The following is a 17,178-nucleotide window of genomic DNA, read 5'->3' as shown; positions in this document are numbered from 1 at the left end:
AGACCTACCATGAAGCTCAAGTTCAAGACCCTCGCGGCCGTCATTCTCACGGCGACGGCGCTGACCAGCCCCGCGCTGGCGGCAGACTACGGACGCCACACCTTCAAGGTGTCCAACGGCGCGTCCAAGGATCACCCCGTGGCAGCCGGTGTTGATGCCATGTCCGAATGCCTCGCCGATGGCTCGGACGGATCGATGAAGCTGCGCGGCTTTTATTCCGGCCAGCTCGGCGATGACGCCGAGGCCACGCAGTCGGTGCGCTCCGGCTCGATCGAGATGGTGGTGACCGGTGCCGCGGCGATCGCCGGCATCGAGCCCGCCATGGGGGCCTTCTCGCTGCCCTTTGTCTTTGCCAACGACGAGGAAGTGGATGCCATCATGACCGGGCCCTACTTCGATTACCTCGCCGAGAAGATGCCCGCGCATGACCTCGTCCTGCTGTCGATCTGGGAGAACGGCTTCCGCAATGCCACCAACTCCAAGCGCCCGCTGAATTCCGTCGCGGATTTCGAGGGCCTGAACTTCCGCGTGATGCAGAATCCGATCTTCCTCGACACCTTCCGGCGCCTCGGCGCGAACCCGGTGCCGATGGCCTTCGGCGAGGTCTTCACCGCGCTCGAGACCGGCGCCGTCGATGGCCAGGAGAACCCGCTGCCGCTGATCGAGGCGACCAAGTTCTACGAAGTGCAGAAGTACCTTACGCTGACCCGCCACGCCTATTCGCCGACGCCGGTGCTGATGTCGCTTCAGGTCTGGGAAGGGCTCAATGCCGACGAGCAGGCGCTGGTGTCCTCCTGCGCTGCCGAGGCGCGGGAGACCCAGATCGCCCGCTCGCGCGCTGCCGTTGGTGAGGCCGCGGAGCTGCTGACCTCCGAGGGTATGGAGATCAACGAGATGCCCGCGGCCGAGCTGGACAAGCTGCGGGAACTGGTCGGCCCCGTCTATGACGCGGCAGCCGAGTCCGTCGGACAGGAAAACCTCGACCGACTGCTGGCAGAACTCGACAAGGTTCGTGGCGGCTCCTGAATATGCCCGGCCTTCGGGCCGGACATGAAACCGGCGCGCCGTCCTCCCGCGCGCGCGCCGGTTTCCCAAGATCCCTTTCCCCATCCCATCGACCGGAGCGACCATGCCTCTCGACACAGCTTCCTGCCTTGCCGCCCTGGCCGAGGGCTTTCCCGGCGCCGCGCTGCTCACCGGGGAGGACGTGCCTGCGCGGAACCTGCATGACACCAGTTTCCTGCCGGATGTCTCGCCGCTGGCGGTGGTGCGTCCCGACAGTCCCGAGGGCGTCGCCGAAGCGGTCAGGATCTGCGCCGGACACGGCGTGCCGATGGTGGCGCAGGGCGGGCTGACGGGTCTTGCCGGTGGCGCGCACCCGGTGGCGGGCTGCGTCGCCATCTCGCTCGAAAGGCTGAACGGGATCGAAGAGATCGACCCTGCGGCGGCGACCATGACGGTGCGCGCCGGCACGCCGCTCGAGGTGATCCAGAAGGCGGCGGATGAGGCGGGTTTCTTCATTCCGCTCGACCTCGGCGCGCGCGGATCGTGCCAGATTGGCGGCAACATCGGCACCAACGCCGGCGGCAACCGCGTGATCCGCTATGGCATGACCCGCGAGATGGTTCTGGGCCTCGAATATGCGCTGCCGGACGGCACGCTGATCGACGGCCTCAACAAGATGCTGAAGAACAACGCCGGTTATGATCTCAAGCAGCTGTTCATCGGCTCCGAGGGCACGCTGGGGATCGTGACCCGCGCGGTGCTGCGGATGCACCCGAAACCGGGCTGCGTGAACGCGGCGCTCTGCGGTCTGTCCTCTTACGAGGATGTGCTGAAGCTGCTGGCGGCGGCCCGGCGAGGTCTCGGCCCGATGCTTTCGGCCTTCGAGGTGATGTGGCCCGATTACTGGCAGGTGGTCACCGAGGAGGTTGGCGCGCGCAGCCCGCTCGTAGGCACACATGCGGTCTACGTTCTGCTCGAAGCGCAGGGGCTCGACGAGGATATCGACGGGCCGCGATTCATGTCGTGGATCGAGGGGGTGTTCGAGGCGGGGATCATCGCCGATGCCGCCATTTCGCAGAGCCTCGGCGACGTGCAGTCCTTCTGGGACGTGAGGGACGCCTGCGCCGAGTTCCAGACCGTGCTGGGCCCGCATTGCGCCTTCGACATCGGCCTGCCGCAGACGAGGATGAACGATTTCGCAGATGCCTGCCGGGCGCGGCTGAAAGAGGACATGCCCGAGGCGCTGTCGGTCTACTACGGCCATATCGGCGACGGCAACCTGCACATCGTGGCGCTGGACCGCGCGCAGGCGCAGCCGCCGATGAAGCGCATCAGCGCGATCGTCTACGACACGGTGCGCGACTTCGGGGGCACGATCTCGGCCGAGCACGGGATCGGCCTGCTGAAGAAACCCTATCTCTCCTACACCCGCTCCGAGAAGGAACTTGCGCTGATGGCCCGCATCAAGGCCGCGCTCGACCCGCAGGGGCTGCTCAACCCGGGCAAGGTCATCGACGCGCCCGCAACCGGAAAGACCGACACATGAACGCTCTGAAATCCCGCCTGCAGAAGGGCGAGTTCGTCGCCGCCGCCTGGGCCGAGCTGGGCCACCCGGACATCGCCGAGATCTTCGTGCGCCACGGCTGGCCGGTGGTGCTGATCGACGGCGAGCATGGCATCGGTGACCTCGAGACATGGGTTGCTGTGGCCCGCGCTGTCGAGGCCGCGGGCGGCGAGGTGATCCTGCGCGTTCCAGACGGGTCCGACACCACGCTCAAGAAGGTGCTCGACCGCGGTTTCCGCTCGATCGTCGTGCCCATGGTGAACAGCGTCGAGCAGGCGCGCTGCATTGCCGCCTCCTGCCGCTACCCGGTGCGGGGCATCGGCGGCGTGGGCCGCGGCTATGCGGCACCGATCGTGCGCGGCTCGGACTACGGCACTCGGCCTGACTATGCGGTGCGCACGGCGAACGAGGACGTGCTCCTCCTCGTGCAATGCGAGACCCGCGAGAGCATCGACGCGCTGCCGGGCATCTGCGCGGTGGACGGGGTGGACGGGATCTTCCTCGGCCCCAACGACCTCGCAGCGACCCTCGGCCACATGGAGCAGATGGAGCATGCAACCCCGCAGGCGGCCTTTGCCGAGGTCGAACGCGCTGTGATCGAGGCCGGCGGGCTGCTGGCAACCGTCTGTGGAGGTGGTCGGGACTGGGCCGATCTCCGCGCGCGGGGGTTCACCCTCGTGGCCGGCGTCAACGACGTGTCCTTCCTCATTGGCGCGGCGCATGATGCCGCAGCGGCGCGCGATGCGCAGCTTGCGAACCTCGCGTAAGGTCGGTTTTCCAGACATTGCCCCGCGTGCTAAGACGTCGGGGTCGCGCCGAGGGGCGCCCGAGAGCAAGGCGGCCCGAATGAGCGTGAACCGGAAGATGCAGATCGAACAACCAAAGACGCTGACCGAGATTGTCGTCGAACGGTTGCGCGAAGCGATCATCGATGGCCACTACAAGTTCGGCGAGAACATCTCGGAAGACAAGCTGGCCACCGCCTTCGGGGTCAGCCGCTCGCCGGTGCGCGACGCGCTCAACGCGCTGCAGTTCACCGGTCTCGTCTCGATCAAGCCGAAGCGTGGCAGCTTCGTCTTTCAGCCCACGGCGGCCGATGTGGCCGAGATTTGCGACTATCGTCTCATGCTGGAGCGCGAAGCTCTCCGGCTGTCGATGGCCGCGGATCGCGAAGGCTTCCTCGCGGCGCTGTCGGGTGCGGTGGAAAGGATGCGCGAAAGGATGCAGGCCGGTGACGAGATCGGCTACGTGCGTATCGATACCGAGTTCCACAACCTGTTTTTCGACTTCTGCGGCAACAGCCTCGTGCAGAACGCCTTCGATCTGGTCGAGGCGCGCATCGCGACCATCCGCACGGCTCTCAACGCGCGGTTCAAGCAGCGGCGCGAGGACAGCTTCGACCAGCACGTCGCGATTGTCGAAGGCTTGCGAAATGGCGACTGGAAGCAGGTGGACGAGGTGCTTAGCAAGCACATTACTTCGATCCGATCTGATGCAATCGATGAGCTGTCGAGGGCGTGAGCATCCCCTTCGCCAAGTTTGCTCTTTTCAAGTCTCGCGAGGTTTCTCTTCTTTTCTCCTTCTGCGGGGGTCGCGCTTCTGCTGACGCCATATACGGGTAAGGGCTTCTCCGGGCACCGAAGTCTCGTACAGATTGGCGCTTATTCGAATCCAGGGCAGGGTAGGGCGGTCGCCAATAGCTTCGTTCGGCCGGGGTTCTGAAACCTGGCGAGCGTTGGTTTAGAGAAGGTGCCGGTCGCATGCGGTGTTCGGCTCGGGCGGCGGCAAGGCGCAAGAAGCAGACAACACTTGCTGAGGAACTATGCCCCTACCGGTCGACGGACCCGGCCCTCACCCGCCGTTAAGGCCCTGGCGGATCGCCGCGGTGCATCTTCACCAGACCGGCCATTCGTCCATCACGCAGCATTTTCGGAGGATGAAGGTTGGTAGGTCGGATCTTTCTGCCGATCGCCGCACCTGCTGAGTTTGCGCTGCAACTGCGAAGCCAAGGGGGAGGAAAGGCGGGGAGCCGAAATTTGCTGCGGCGACGATCCGATCGCCCAACAAGGTGGAAGCCGACATTCGGAGCGGACCGAGATCGAGGATCGTTCTGCGCCGCGGCATAGCCGCTCCGAGCCCTTTCACGCCATTCAGGTCGTAGAAAATCGAAATTCGTTTTGCGCATGCAGCATTGACCGAGATCCTCCCGCATTGGCGCCTCTTCGGAGGGCGCAGCAGCCTCGCCGGGGAGAAGGGCGATGCCGTTTTCGAGGGAAGAGTTCTTCGCGATCTTCGCCGCCTGGAACGCAGCGGCATGGCCCTACTGGACGCTCGCCTATCCCGTGGGCTCATGATGATCGTCCTCTTCCTGCGCGGCACGGTGCGCGCGCCCCGGGTCATGCTGGCGCTGCTCGGGCTGATGTGGATTGTCTGCGGGGCGGCGTATCACTGGGCCTATTTCACGCAGATCAATGCGGCGGCGCGGGGCTTTGCCCTGGCCTTCGTCATCGAGGGAGCCTTGCTGATCGCCTTCGCAGTCACGACGGACGTCCGCATCTACGCTGGGCGGGACCTGCGAACGGCCCTGGCGCTCGCTACCATGGTCTACGGGCTCGCGCTCTACTCGCTGGTCGGCTGGATCGGAAGGCAGCGTGGTCGACGCCAACTTCACCGACAGCTTTCCCCTACGTGTGTAACAAGCAATCCGGTGATAGGGCTGTGAGCTGGGTATGATCCGCTAACGCAAAGGAACGCACCATTCGGTTCTCCATCACCATTGCCCTCATCCTGCTGCTCTCGGCGGTGGGGCTGACCTACGAGATCGCGGCAGGCCGCGTGCTCGCGCCCTTCTTTGGCACCTCGCTGCTGACCTGGACCAGCGTGATCGCAACCGTCCTTGGGGGGTTTTCGCTCGGCAGTGCGCTGGGGGGCTTCATCGCCGAACGCCCGCGCGCGGTGGCGCTCGGCAACGTCCGAAACGCGCTGGTGGCGACGGCGGTACTCATGGCGGTCTCGCCGACATTGCTCGGGCTGTTCCATGCCTGGGGCGCGCGTGGCACCGGCGGCATGCTGCTGACCGTGATCCTCGTCTTCTTTCCGGCTTCGGTCTTCGTGACACTGCCGTCGCCTCTGCTGGCCAAGCTGGCAATCGAAGCGCGACCGGGCCGCGAGGGCTCGTCGCTGGGGATCGTGCTGGCCGCCGGGTCAGTGGGCGCGATCTTCGGTGCCATCCTCGCCGGGTTCGTGACGCTGCCGCTGATCGGATCGACGGCGACCTTCGCTGCCTGCGGCGCGGCGGCGCTACTGTGCTTGCCATTCCTGCGGAGCGGGCCCGCTGACCGAGGGGAGCAGAACAGAGTCGTGTCTGTGGCAGCGGGCGGCTTCGTGGCCTTCGCGGGTCTGGCTGGCGCGCCGGCCTGCGAGTACGAGTCTGGCCTCTCGTGCCTCCATGTCGCGAAGAGCGGTCCCGAGGTCCTGCTCGTCTCGGATGGAACCATACAGGCCGCCGAGTGGGCGTCTGCCGCTGAGCCGAAGGCGGCTGCGGGTGAGTTGGTCCTGCCCTATACGCAGTGGCTCTGGAACCGCCTCGATCATGACTTGGGCCCGGCGCCGTCGGTGCTCTTTGTCGGTGGCGGCGGCTACACCCTGCCGACCGAGCTTATCGCTTCGCGCCCCGAGGCCCGAGCGACAGCCGTCGAGATCGACCCGCTCGTGACCCATGTCGTGCAGGACAACCTGCCGCGGGCTGGACAGATGATTGCACGCACGGGGTACGACGAAGCCAGCGAGGCCGCCGCCGGGCGGCTTGGCCTCGTGCATGCGGATGGGCGGGTTTACCTGAACGAAACGGACCGTCGGTTCGATGCCGCGGTGATGGATGCCTTCTCCTCGGGCTCGGTACCGGCCCACCTCGTGACGCTCGAGACCTTCGAACGTCTGCGCGGCATCGTGGATGGGCCGATCTATGTGAACCTGATCGACAAGCCTGACGGCCCGCTTGCGCGCGGCGTCAATGCGATCCTGCGGGAGCTCTACCCGCATGTGGAGGCGATCCGCGGCCCGATCAGCGACCGAGGGCGTGGCAACATCCTTCTCGCAGCGTCGCGCACACCGCTGACCGCACTCGACAGTCTGCCGGAAGATTACCAATACACCCAACTCTCGGATGCCCGCGCCTTCACCGATGATCGCGGCTGGGTCGGGCATCGGTAGGCGCACCCGTGGGGTACTCCGGTGGTCAGCCTCCATTGGCGATGGCTTACGGGGTCAAAGGTGGTCAGTTCGGACCTACCTTTCCGCAGTCCATCGGGGAGTGCGCGGTTGAGACCGGGCCGGATATATTGCGCTAAACGCCAAAACGTTTCTGTGCCGCAGCTATGTTCTTGAAGCTGCGCCTTCCGGCCGGCCGGCGCTGCGCCTGCTGCATTGTGCCCAACAGAGAGTTCCAGGGACGCTGAGCTGTAGCGGCAGCATTCGCCCAGCCGGTTCGCTGAACGCGTTGCGCCTGTTGGCCTTCCGTCGCTCAACCGCCTCTGGCATCTTGAGCGAGAAAGACCGAGCCCTCCTTGCCAAGGGCAGCAAGCACGCCTCTGCAAGGACCAGAAAGGAGCCACCGATGACCCTGACACGACGCAGCATGATGAGCGCCCTCGCGAGCTTCACGGTTTCAGTCCCGCTTGGAGTTCGGGCGCAGGCCGCACCGGCGATCCATGTCCTCAAGGACCCGAATTGCGGGTGTTGCACGGGTTGGATCGAAATCCTGCGCCGTGAGGGGTTCACCGTTACCACCGAGGACAGCCTTGGCACGCTTTTGATGCGCCACAAGCTCGACAAGGGCATCCCGCAGGACATGACCTCCTGCCACACCGGCGAGATCGAAGGCTACATAATCGAAGGGCACGTGCCCGCGGCCGACATCCGCAAGCTCATCGCGCAGCGCCCCGAGGCCATCGGTCTCACCGTGCCCGGCATGCCTTACGGATCGCCCGGCATGGGCCCCGAAACCGAGCGCGAAGCCTATGACGTCATCCTGATCAGAAAGGATGGGAGCACAGAGGTCTTCACCAGGTACCCGGCCGCCTGAGCAGGTATCTCCCCTCTGCAGTCCCCGCTCAGTCGTAGCTGGTGCCTAAGCCAAGGCGGCGTTCGGCACCCGTAGCCGAATGTCAAACAGCTCACGTGCCGATGTCGCTTCCCCGGATGGCTCATGTGCTTCCGCGCATCCCTGCTAATCTTCGGCCAGTGTTGCGGCGCCATAGCCTTCTGCCAGAACCGACCCTTGTCGGGCCTTGGTTGCCCTGACCCCGCAAAACGTCGCGCTCACGACCCTCCTTTTCCGAACCAAACACGGCGGTGCCCGATTGATCCAGATCATGGACCTTCCAGCGCTGGAATCCTGCATGCTTGGCCTCCCGGCGGATCAATGCCCCGGGAGACATGACATCAGAGCGGCCTTCACTGCGCCGCCGAGGAGAATGAAAATGAAACTCAGCACATTTCCGGCGCTCCTAATGGCATCTACCGTCGCCCTTGCGGGTGCTGTTTGGGCTCACGAAGCGGGTCAGGGATGGGGTGGCCAGGGCATGATGGGCAACCCTTCCGGAGGGTATGGCGGAGGTGGCTATGGTCACGGCCAGGGCATGATGCAGGGGCAGATGCCACAGGGCGGCTATGGACAGGGCATGATGCAGGGGCAAGGCAGCCCGGCTGACATGATGAGCGGACAACGTCCCATGTATCCGCAGCGCTCACCTCACCAGAATTATGGAAATTTCGGACCCGGGATGATGAATGGCCAGCCCCCGATGTTTCCCGGTTCAAGCCACATGGACCGCGACATGATGAGCGAGATGATGCACCCCGGCCAATTTCGGGATGGGCAGGGCTACATGGACTTGGGACAGATGTTCCAAAGCATGGAGAGCAATTTTGCGGACGCAGACGCCGACGGCGATGGCGTGCTTTCAGCAGAAGAGTTCGAACAGCTCCACCTCATCATGGTCCGGCCCGTTCTTAGTGACAGATTTCAGGCTCTCGACGAAGACGGGAGTGGTTCGTTGAGCACGGACGAGATGGCCGCGCCCGGCCATATGATGGAGCGCATGCGCCGGTTCTGGGGCGGGAGCCAAGACAACTGACTTCAGGCTGTTTTGCCCCTGAAAAGCTGCTGGCCCAGATAGGTGGGTGGGCTGGCTGACGTTGACGCGGGAGGCGACAGGTTCTCGCATTTCGGGGAGTTTATGGGTCCGTTGCTGGTACAGTGCGAAGACGGGCGGGCGCCGGCGAAATGCGCGTCTGCCCGCCGCGGCGAACGGCGGAACATTCGAGCAGGCTGCTCGCGGCCTTCTCGAAGAACACTGATGGCATCAATTTCAGAAGGCCTTCCGTGCCGGCGTTGCCTGCGTGTGCCGTAAATTGGCTGCCCACTCCTGCACCCCCCGCATGCAGGTTCACTTTTTCGGGAACCCTCCAGCGCTGGAAGGCCGTTGAGCCTGAAAGCGACAAGCATGGAGGTGCCGATGACCTATTCCCGTTTCGCCCTCATGATCCTCGCCTCGACGGTGATCATGTTCGGGCTGATGTATCTCAACACCTACGCTTTCGAGCATGTCTTCTTCAGCGAGACCCGCGTCTATATGGCGATCGTCATGGGAGCGACCATGGCCTTCGTGATGCTCGCCTTCATGGCCGCAATGTATCCCAGTCGGGCAGTCAATATCGCCATCTTCGCGGGCAGCATCGTCGTCTTCGCCGGCGCGCTCTGGCTGGTGCGCAGCCAGGTGACAGTGAATGGCGCAAGCTACATGCGGGCGATGATCCCGCACCATTCGATCGCCATCATGACCTCCGAGCGGGCCGGAATCGAGGACGCAAGAGTGCGCAAACTCGCCGACGGCATTGCCACAGCCCAGAAGAAGGAGATCGCCGAGATGCGCGCGCTGATCGCCGATGTCGCCGCCGGCAACGTGGTGCGCGAGGTTTACGAGGACCCGCCCGCGCAGCAAGGCACGCTGCAGGATGCGCTCAGCAACACGCTCCTGTCGACGCTCGATCCGGCACCGCTGACCCCCGAAGAGGCCGGTGACGCGATGCCCGAGGGCGAGACCTGCGCCTTCCGCCGCACCCGCACCGAAGACCCAGTGCTGATCGCGGCCGCCGATGGCAGCGCAGCCGTCACCAAGCTCAACGGCATCATCCTTTCGTTGAATGCAGGCGACGCCGAGCGCTCCTACGGCACCGAGGGGATCGAGATGGCGGTCGAGCCGGTCGATGCGCAGCGCTCGGACAGCCAACTGACCTTCCGGCTCTCCCCTGGCCCGGAGGCGATCTACCGCGGATTCTGGTCCTGCAGCGGCTAAGGTCTCGTTGCCACGCCTTCCATCGCGGTGCTCCCTAATCGGACTGGTAAGCTGGAGCATCCGCAGGACAAAGGGGTGGTTCCTATCGCGTGGGGGTCACCCACACTTTTCATATGTCCGCAGGAACGTAGAGCTCGAACCGGCGACCGGACGGCAGAATATTGCCTGACGGAAAAGTGTTTCAGGCTGACAGCGCGCGGCACTTGCTATGAGAGTACTGCGATGCGTAACTCTCGCCCATGCTGGAGAAGATTCGAGTCATTTTCATCTTCTGTGCCGTGACGCTCGTCATGGTCGGGATGACTCTCGGTCCGGCAAATGCGGCGGCGATGATCTCATGTGAGGCGGAGACTCCATCGGCGTCAGACCATTCGCAGCCTCACGCAGAGCAGCATGCTCAGTTGCCTCACGAGGTCCACGACGAGGCGGAGTCTTCGACGGGTCACCAGGCCGAGCACTGTTCGAGCCATGCGTGCATCTTCGGGATCTCGGAAAGTTCTTACGCCCCGTCGGAAGGCTTGGTCGAGAAGCGCTTGGCCAGAGCCCCCTTTGCATCCTCGCTTGTGCCCCTCGCCAGCCCCGAAGGACTGCGCCGACCTCCGCGTGCCTGAACATCCTTTCTGACACCGCGGCTCTCTTGGGCCGCGCAATGAAGATGTTCTGAACGCGGGACCTATCCCATGAAAATTCTGCATGCGGCCTTCTTGCCGCTGCTCGCTGCGGGCTGCGCGTCCGTGGCCGAGCTTGATGCCTCGCCGACGCTTGTCGCGGCGACCAATTCCGGCATGACCGCACTCGCCGAGGCGGGTCCGACTGTCACCTACACACGTCATGCCATCGAAGAGCCCGGCGACTGGCGCGCCCTGAATGACGCCCAGTCGGAGGAAAGCCGATGAGGCGCGCGACACTTCCGGCTCTTGGAGCTCTCCTGCTTCTCGCGGCATGCGGTGACGCAGCCCTGAGACAAAGCTCCAGCGCGCCCCGTGCAGGCTTTGCCTCTGTAGAGGCAGGGAGCCGCAAGGCTCTGGGCTCGGCTCCCGCATGGCACCTCTCTGCCGCCGAGATCGAGGCAAACGCGTCGCGCGTCCATGCGCTGATCAACGGCAAGACGATCAGCGCGGACACCGCAGTACAGGTCGCACTCATCAACAACCGGGCACTGCAGGCCAACTTCGCTGACCTTGGTCTTTCATCCGCCGAGCTCTGGGAAGCGGCGATGGGCCCGGTCCCCTCGGTGGGCGTGTCGGTGTCAGGGCTGGCCGGCGATGTGTCCCGGTCTCTCGAAGCGACGCTGATCAACTCGTTGCTCGACCTCGCAACCACACGCTCCCGGACCGAGATCGCTGCGATCCGTTTCCGACAGGCAGAGCTCGCGGCGCTTTCCGAAACCATCGCGCTCGCCATTGAGACCCGGCGTGCCTGGATCGAAGCTGTGGGGGCTTTCGAAGCCGCCGCTCTGATCGGTCAGGCGCAAGGTACCGCAGATGCCGGGTCGGAGCTGGCCGCGCAACTCGGCCGGACTGGCGCGATGAGCAAGGCGGATCAGGCACGCGAACATGCCTTTACCGCCGAACTCGCGGGCGAGCGCAGCGCCGCCAGGCTCGAGGCACAACTCGCCAAGGACCGTCTCATGCGGCTTATGGGGCTCTGGGGCAGCGGCACGAGTTTCTATGTGCCTGACGCCCTGCCGTCCCTGCCGGGCCGGCCCCGTGCTTCGGCGGATATCGAACGCATGGCCTTGGCGAACCGCGTTGATCTGGCGGCGGGCAAGCTCGAACTGCAGGCCGTTGCGCTCGACTACAAGCTGACCGGCGAGACGCGGATGATTTCCGATGTCGCGCTTGCGGCCGGGCTCGAGCTCGAACGCGCGGACGACGAGACCGAAAGAAGCCCAGTGCTGGAAGTGGACTTCGAGATCCCACTCTACGACACCGGCGGTCTTGTCTCGAAGCGCGGCCAGATGGCTTACCTGCAGGCTGCCAGCATGCTTGCGCAGACCGCTGTCGATGCGCGTGCCGAGGCACGAATGGCCTACCGCTCGGTCACCGGACGCCACGCCGTCGCGCGCCATTGGCGGGACGAGGTCATGCCGCTCCGCAGGCAGATCGATGAAGAGGCTCTGCTGTCCTATAACGGGATGCTGACCTCGACCTTCGAGCTGCTCGAAGACGCGCGTGAGGGGCTCGATGCGCGTCTTTCCACCGCAGAGGCCAAGCGCGACTACTGGCTCGCCGAAACTGATGTCACCGCCGCGATCTGGGGGGGCGACGTCGGCGCATCCTCCGAAGAGGAGGACGAAGAATGATGAACCGCAGACAACTTCTGGGTGCCGGGATCGGCGCGGGGGCGACCCTCGCCTCGGCAGCTATGGCCCAAACCCGCTTTCGCGATCTGCCCGAGGCGGCGAGCACCGAGAGCCCCTATACGCAGGTGCCAGAGCGTCCGGGTGTCGGACCGGACTACAATCCGGTTGTGACCCTAAATGGCTGGTCCCTGCCTTTCCGCATGAATGGCAACGTCAAGGAATTCCATCTGGTTGCCGAACCGGTCGAACGCATCATGGCCGACGGGATGATCGCGCGTCTCTGGGGCTATAACGGTCAGTCCACTGGTCCAACGATCGAGGCGGTGGAGGGCGAGCGTGTCCGCATCTACGTGACCAACCGGTTGCCCGAGCACACCTCGGTCCACTGGCACGGGCTTATCCTGCCATCCGGCATGGATGGCGTGGGCGGCCTCAGCCACCCGGGGATTCCACCGGGCAAGACCTTCGTCTACGAGTTCGATCTCACGAAATCCGGCACCTTCATGTACCACCCTCACGCCGACGAGATGGTGCAGATGGCGATGGGGATGATGGGGCTTTTCATCGTCCACCCGCGCGATCCCGAGTTCATGCCTGTCGACAGGGATTTTGCCTTCCTTCTGGCGGCCTACGACATCGATCCCGGGACCTATATCCCGCGCGTGGCCGAGATGACGGATTTCAATCTCTGGACTTTCAACAGCCGGATATTCCCCGACATCGACCCGCTGGTCGCGGCGAAAGGCGACCGGGTGCGCGTGCGCGTGGGGAACCTCACGATGACCAATCACCCGGTCCACATGCACGGCTACGATTTCGAAGTCACCTGTACGGATGGCGGTTGGGTACGCCCCGAAGCCCGCTGGCCCGAGGTGACCATCGACATCCCCGTCGGCGCCATGCGCGCCTATGAGTTCGACGCCGTGCATGAGGGCGATTGGGCGCTGCATTGCCACAAGTCGCACCACACTATGAATGCGATGGGCCATGAGCTTCCGACCGTCATCGGCGCCGACAAGCGACGGCTGACGGAAATGGTGCGCCGCCAGCAGCCCGGCTACATGCCGATGGGCACCGCGGGCATGGCGGACATGGGCGAGATGTCCATGGAAATTCCCGAAAACACCATCCCCATGATGACCGGTTGGGGGCCTCACGGGCCGCTCGAGATGGGCGGCATGTTCACCGTGATGAAGGTGCGCGAGGGGATCGAGGCAGGCGACTACAGCGATCCCGGCTGGTACGAGAATCCCCCCGGCACGCAGGCCTACGAATGGACCGGCGAACTTCCGGACCACGCATCCAACACCAGCCCCAAAACCCTTCTCACGCCGCGCGGCGGCGTGAGGCTGGGCTGACTTATTCGAGCACAGGAGGACCAAAGCTCATGAAGAAAGCACTACTCACACTCGCGACCCTGCTCGCGCCCACCTTCGTATCGGCTGCCGGGCAGCACGCCGGTGGTCACGACGACGATCATGGCCCGATGAAGGGCCACGCCATGGCGCTTGGCTCGACCGCCGAAGGCGAGCCCACGCGCACGGTCGAGATCGTGATGAACGAGGACTACGACGCGGACTCCGTCTACGTCTTCGACAAGAAGGAACTCGACTTTGCCGCTGGCGAGACCGTGCGTCTGCACATCATCAACGCCGGCGAAGAAGTCCATGAGTTCGTCATGGACACCGCCGCAGCCAATGCTGAGCACAAGGAACTTATGGCGAAGTTCCCGGAGATGGAGCACGACGATCCTAACTCCGTCCGCCTTGAGCCGGGCCAGGAGGCCGAGATCCTCTGGACCTTCGGCGAACCCGGCACCTTCGAATTCGCATGCCTTCTGCCCGGCCATTACGAAGCCGGCATGCATGGCCCCCTCACAGTCAACTGATCCAAGCGGAGACATCCCATGAAACTTCTTTCGATTGCAGCTGCACTCGTCCTTTCGGCGACCACAGCGTTCGCCCAGAGCGACGATGGCATGAGCACCGGCACGGTGACCAAGGTCGACACCAAGTGGAGCAAGGTGACCATCGATCACGGTCCCCTGGAAAATCTCGACATGCCCGCGATGAAGATGGTCTTCGTGGTTGCGGATGCCGCGATGTTGGAAGGGCTGGCGGAAGGCAGTGAAGTCCGGTTCACCGCTGACCGGGTCAACGGCAAACTCACCGTCACCGAGATGGAGCAGCAGTGATGATAGCTCCCGCGCCGACTCTGGTCGGCGCGGGATTCTCGGCCAGAATGTAACGGGTCCGTCACAAAGATTCGCCGCAGCGCGGCGAAAGGCAGGAAAAGTCCGCATTTTACCCCTTCGTCGAGGGCGCGGCGAACGTCATCAAAGCGCAATCGGCAAGGTTGCGCGGCGTGCCAGGGTTTTCATCCGCAGCGGCAGTGGGCAGCCCTGTGGATAAAAGCTCCCTCGGCCCTTCCAGCATTGGCGCTGGCCTAACCTGCCCAAAAATCAGGCATTGATCTTGGGCGGCGCTCTGCGGCCTCTATGGCACCGCCGCCCTGAGGCCCCCTGACCGCTCCCGCCCCGCCATCGGCCGGGCATCAAGCCAGACCTTCCCACAAGCCGGCTCGCCATCCTTCGCGATATGGGTGCGCGTCCCGCTCGCCGCCTGCAAGGCCCGCCCCGTCCCCTCGGCCGGGGGCGGGCTGGAAAGCTCTGGCGGATTGATCTGAGGAGAGCCGCGCGGGGCGCGCGGCTCGCATGGGGCCGAAGGGCAGGGCAGGGGCTCGACGGGCTGGCGCCCGCTCACCCCCGCCCTGGTATCATTCTGTTCGTTTGTCCGCCCAACATGTGTGGATGCCCCCTGTGGTGCAAGGTCTGTTTTGGTAGGGTCAGGAACTGGATCTGTTGCGGTCATGTGTAAGGCCTCGTTGATGCGGCTATGTTCATGTCCGCGGGCCGGTATGGAGATACGCTTCAGGGGCCAAATCAGACCTTCGAACTTGATTGTTCGCTGTTGGGCACTGGTTTCCCTGATCAATCTCTGATCGCTGTCCTTACTCTACTGCAACATTCCTTGCATATCGGATGATTGTGTTGAATGCAGCTTAGGCTGCCGCCACCCCTCCCATCCGATATTCCTCTCCGGTTGACAGCATGGCCCAGATGGTCCTTGCCATTTTGTTGGCCAAAGCAATCGCGGCGACCATGGTAGGCTTTCGGCCAACCAACCGCTCAAGCCAGGTGTTTCCCGCAAAGCCCCTGCTCTTTGCCCAATGGATCACGGACATGGCGCCCGCCACAAGATGTCTACGTATATCCGCCTGTCCCATTTTCGAAGCCCTTCCGTACTTTGCTTTGCCGCCAGTAGAGTGTTGTTGGGGGACGAGCCCGAGCCAAGCTGCAAAACTTCGTCCAGATTGGAAGCACTGCATTGGGGGAGCAAAGGCTTCTAAGGCCATGACACCGATGGGGCCGACGCCCGGGATCTTTTGAAGTTGAACGGAAACCGCATCTAGTCTGGCGCTTTTTCGGATAGTGACCTCCAGCCCTTGAATTTGATCAGTCAATTGACCGATCTGCTCCAAATAGATCACTCCTACACCCCGGACAGTATCGGGAAGCGGACAATCCTCGCCTTCAATAATTGCAGCGAGTTTTTTTACTTGAATAATTCCCTTCCCCGTCACGACGCCAAATTCTGCCAGATGTGCACGAAGCGCATTGACAAGCTGAGTCCTCTGTCGAACCAAAAGGTCCCGGCTCCGGTAGACGACGGCTAGGGATTGCTGATCTGGCGATTTTACAGATACAAATCGCATCGTCGGGCGGAGGGCGGCCTCAACGATTGCTTCTGCATCATTTGAATCATTCTTTTGCCGTTTGACAAATGGTTTCACATAGCGGGGTGGGATCAATCGAACTACGTGTCCGAGTTCCTCCATCTCCCTCCCCCAGAAATGAGCCGTTGCACAAGCTTCCATCGCAATCGTGCATGGTTCGAGCTGGTCGAAAAATTTTGTCATTTGAGCGCGTGGCAGTTTCTTGCGGAACAGAACGGTTCCATCCTGCTTCGCGCCATGCAGGTGGAATGTCTGTTTTGCCAAATCGATACCAACGATGTGTAGTTCGTCCACTTTTATGTCCTCCCGATTGAGTGCCTCCGGCACAAGGTAACATCGGCCCCCGGTTGGGGGCATCCGCTCCATCAGACCGGCCCCGGAAAGTCAAAAGACAAGCGCCGCCCTTGGCGTCGTCTGCGCCGGGGCCGTGTCCTCGCGCTGCGCGCTGCGGGCCGCACCACTCCCGTCTTCGATCCTTTGACTGTCCGTGTCCGGCCCGTGGGTCGGGCTTCGCCCTCTCCCACTCTGTTCCGCCGAAAACATGCGTTTCCGGACCTACAAGAGGATGGCGTAGTCGCGCTGCGGCAGCGGCTTCTTGGCCAGCTTGAGCGCGCCGATCTGGTGCGGATGGCGCGCAAGAGCTGAGGACGTTCCCCTATGCCCCGCACCCTTTCGGTCGCCGGACATCTGAAAATTGGTGGCGGGGCGATGCCTGGGGCGTGCGAGCGCACCGGGCCGTGCAACGACGGAGAGCTCTTCGCCTCGGGGGCAGGCATCGGCTGGCATCCGAGGGTGAGCGCGACGCGGGCATATGAGGTATGGGGCCCCTCTTCTCGGGCAACGGGTGCAAAGATCGCCTTGAGATCATGCTCCGAGCCGCGCTCGTTGGTATGTTGCGCAGGTTCTGATGCCATGTCGATGTCTACGATGGGCGCGGGTCACTAGCTTGCCTGAGGCCGCCGGGTTGCCCGCGCAGGCGGGTAGCCAGGCAGTCCTCGGTCGTTCAGGATCTCTTGCGTGCTAGGTAGGCGGCCAGGAAAGGCGCCAACGACCATCCGCGGCATCGATCCGATCAGCAGGCGACGATCCCACCATGGCATGGCGATGCCGTCGGGGCGAGTAGGGGGGTAACGCCGGACCGAGCGCGTGGG

At 63.7% G+C, this 17,178-nt stretch carries 15 protein-coding genes; 14 read left to right on the top strand and 1 reads right to left on the bottom strand.

Annotated elements, in window-relative coordinates; all coding sequences use genetic code 11:
- Nucleotides 1-9 precede the first annotated feature (9 nt).
- The 14 genes from BM397_RS26985 (at nt 10) to BM397_RS29560 (ending at nt 14,426) form a co-directional block, all read left to right on the top strand.
- On the top strand, nt 10-1,026 hold the full coding sequence (locus BM397_RS26985; RefSeq protein ID WP_092430916.1) for a DctP family TRAP transporter solute-binding subunit: 1,017 nt from the start codon (nt 10-12) through the stop codon (nt 1,024-1,026).
- Between the two features lie 103 nt (nt 1,027-1,129).
- Nucleotides 1,130-2,551, top strand: coding sequence for an FAD-binding oxidoreductase (locus BM397_RS26980; RefSeq protein WP_092430914.1), 1,422 nt, complete (start codon nt 1,130-1,132; stop codon nt 2,549-2,551).
- The gene (locus tag BM397_RS26975; RefSeq protein ID WP_092430913.1) at nt 2,548-3,336 is read left to right on the top strand and encodes an HpcH/HpaI aldolase family protein; all 789 of its coding nucleotides are present in this window, start codon (nt 2,548-2,550) and stop codon (nt 3,334-3,336) included. The genes BM397_RS26980 and BM397_RS26975 overlap by 4 nt, the downstream gene beginning before the upstream one ends.
- Nucleotides 3,337-3,415: 79 nt before the next feature.
- Nucleotides 3,416-4,090: a GntR family transcriptional regulator gene (locus BM397_RS26970; protein ID WP_092430912.1), complete on the top strand. Its 675-nt coding sequence runs from the start codon at nt 3,416-3,418 to the stop codon at nt 4,088-4,090.
- Nucleotides 4,091-4,760: 670 nt separating this feature from the next.
- The gene (locus BM397_RS26965; RefSeq protein ID WP_092430910.1) at nt 4,761-5,291 is read left to right on the top strand and encodes a DUF6064 family protein; all 531 of its coding nucleotides are present in this window, start codon (nt 4,761-4,763) and stop codon (nt 5,289-5,291) included.
- 80 nt (nt 5,292-5,371) lie between these two features.
- Nucleotides 5,372-6,781 carry a fused MFS/spermidine synthase gene (locus BM397_RS26960; RefSeq protein WP_245696258.1) on the top strand — a complete coding sequence of 470 codons (1,410 nt, stop codon included), beginning with the start codon at nt 5,372-5,374 and terminating at the stop codon, nt 6,779-6,781.
- 403 nt (nt 6,782-7,184) lie between these two features.
- Nucleotides 7,185-7,652, top strand: coding sequence for a DUF411 domain-containing protein (locus BM397_RS26955; RefSeq protein WP_092430907.1), 468 nt, complete (start codon nt 7,185-7,187; stop codon nt 7,650-7,652).
- A gap of 397 nt (nt 7,653-8,049) precedes the next feature.
- Complete coding sequence (locus BM397_RS26950) at nt 8,050-8,706, top strand: EF-hand domain-containing protein (protein ID WP_092430906.1); 657 nt, start codon at nt 8,050-8,052, stop codon at nt 8,704-8,706.
- 381 nt (nt 8,707-9,087) lie between these two features.
- Nucleotides 9,088-9,927, top strand: coding sequence for a DUF6692 family protein (locus BM397_RS26945; RefSeq protein WP_092430954.1), 840 nt, complete (start codon nt 9,088-9,090; stop codon nt 9,925-9,927).
- A gap of 680 nt (nt 9,928-10,607) precedes the next feature.
- The gene (locus tag BM397_RS26935; protein WP_092430903.1) at nt 10,608-10,823 is read left to right on the top strand and encodes a hypothetical protein; all 216 of its coding nucleotides are present in this window, start codon (nt 10,608-10,610) and stop codon (nt 10,821-10,823) included.
- Nucleotides 10,820-12,232 (top strand): TolC family protein, encoded by a 1,413-nt coding sequence (locus BM397_RS26930; RefSeq protein ID WP_092430902.1) that lies wholly within the window; start codon nt 10,820-10,822, stop codon nt 12,230-12,232. Before BM397_RS26935 ends, BM397_RS26930 begins: the two co-directional genes overlap by 4 nt.
- Entirely contained in the window at nt 12,229-13,590 is a 1,362-nt protein-coding gene (locus BM397_RS26925; RefSeq protein WP_092430901.1) for a multicopper oxidase family protein, read from the top strand. Before BM397_RS26930 ends, BM397_RS26925 begins: the two co-directional genes overlap by 4 nt.
- Nucleotides 13,591-13,619: 29 nt before the next feature.
- A complete protein-coding gene (locus BM397_RS29565; RefSeq protein ID WP_218124941.1) occupies nt 13,620-14,120 on the top strand; it encodes a cupredoxin domain-containing protein in 501 nt (166 codons plus the stop codon).
- Between the two features lie 18 nt (nt 14,121-14,138).
- The gene (locus BM397_RS29560; protein ID WP_218124940.1) at nt 14,139-14,426 is read left to right on the top strand and encodes a copper-binding protein; all 288 of its coding nucleotides are present in this window, start codon (nt 14,139-14,141) and stop codon (nt 14,424-14,426) included.
- 866 nt (nt 14,427-15,292) lie between these two features.
- Here BM397_RS29560 and BM397_RS26915 read toward each other — a convergent pair.
- Nucleotides 15,293-16,321 carry an IS110 family RNA-guided transposase gene (locus tag BM397_RS26915; protein WP_017466959.1) on the bottom strand — a complete coding sequence of 343 codons (1,029 nt, stop codon included), beginning with the start codon at nt 16,319-16,321 and terminating at the stop codon, nt 15,293-15,295.
- Between the last annotated feature and the right edge of the window lie 857 nt (nt 16,322-17,178).

This window comes from Alloyangia pacifica (assembly GCF_900116195.1).
Lineage (GTDB): Bacteria > Pseudomonadota > Alphaproteobacteria > Rhodobacterales > Rhodobacteraceae > Salipiger > Salipiger pacificus.
Note: the sequence above shows the minus strand (reverse complement) of the source record. Positions and strands in the feature narration are given on the sequence as shown.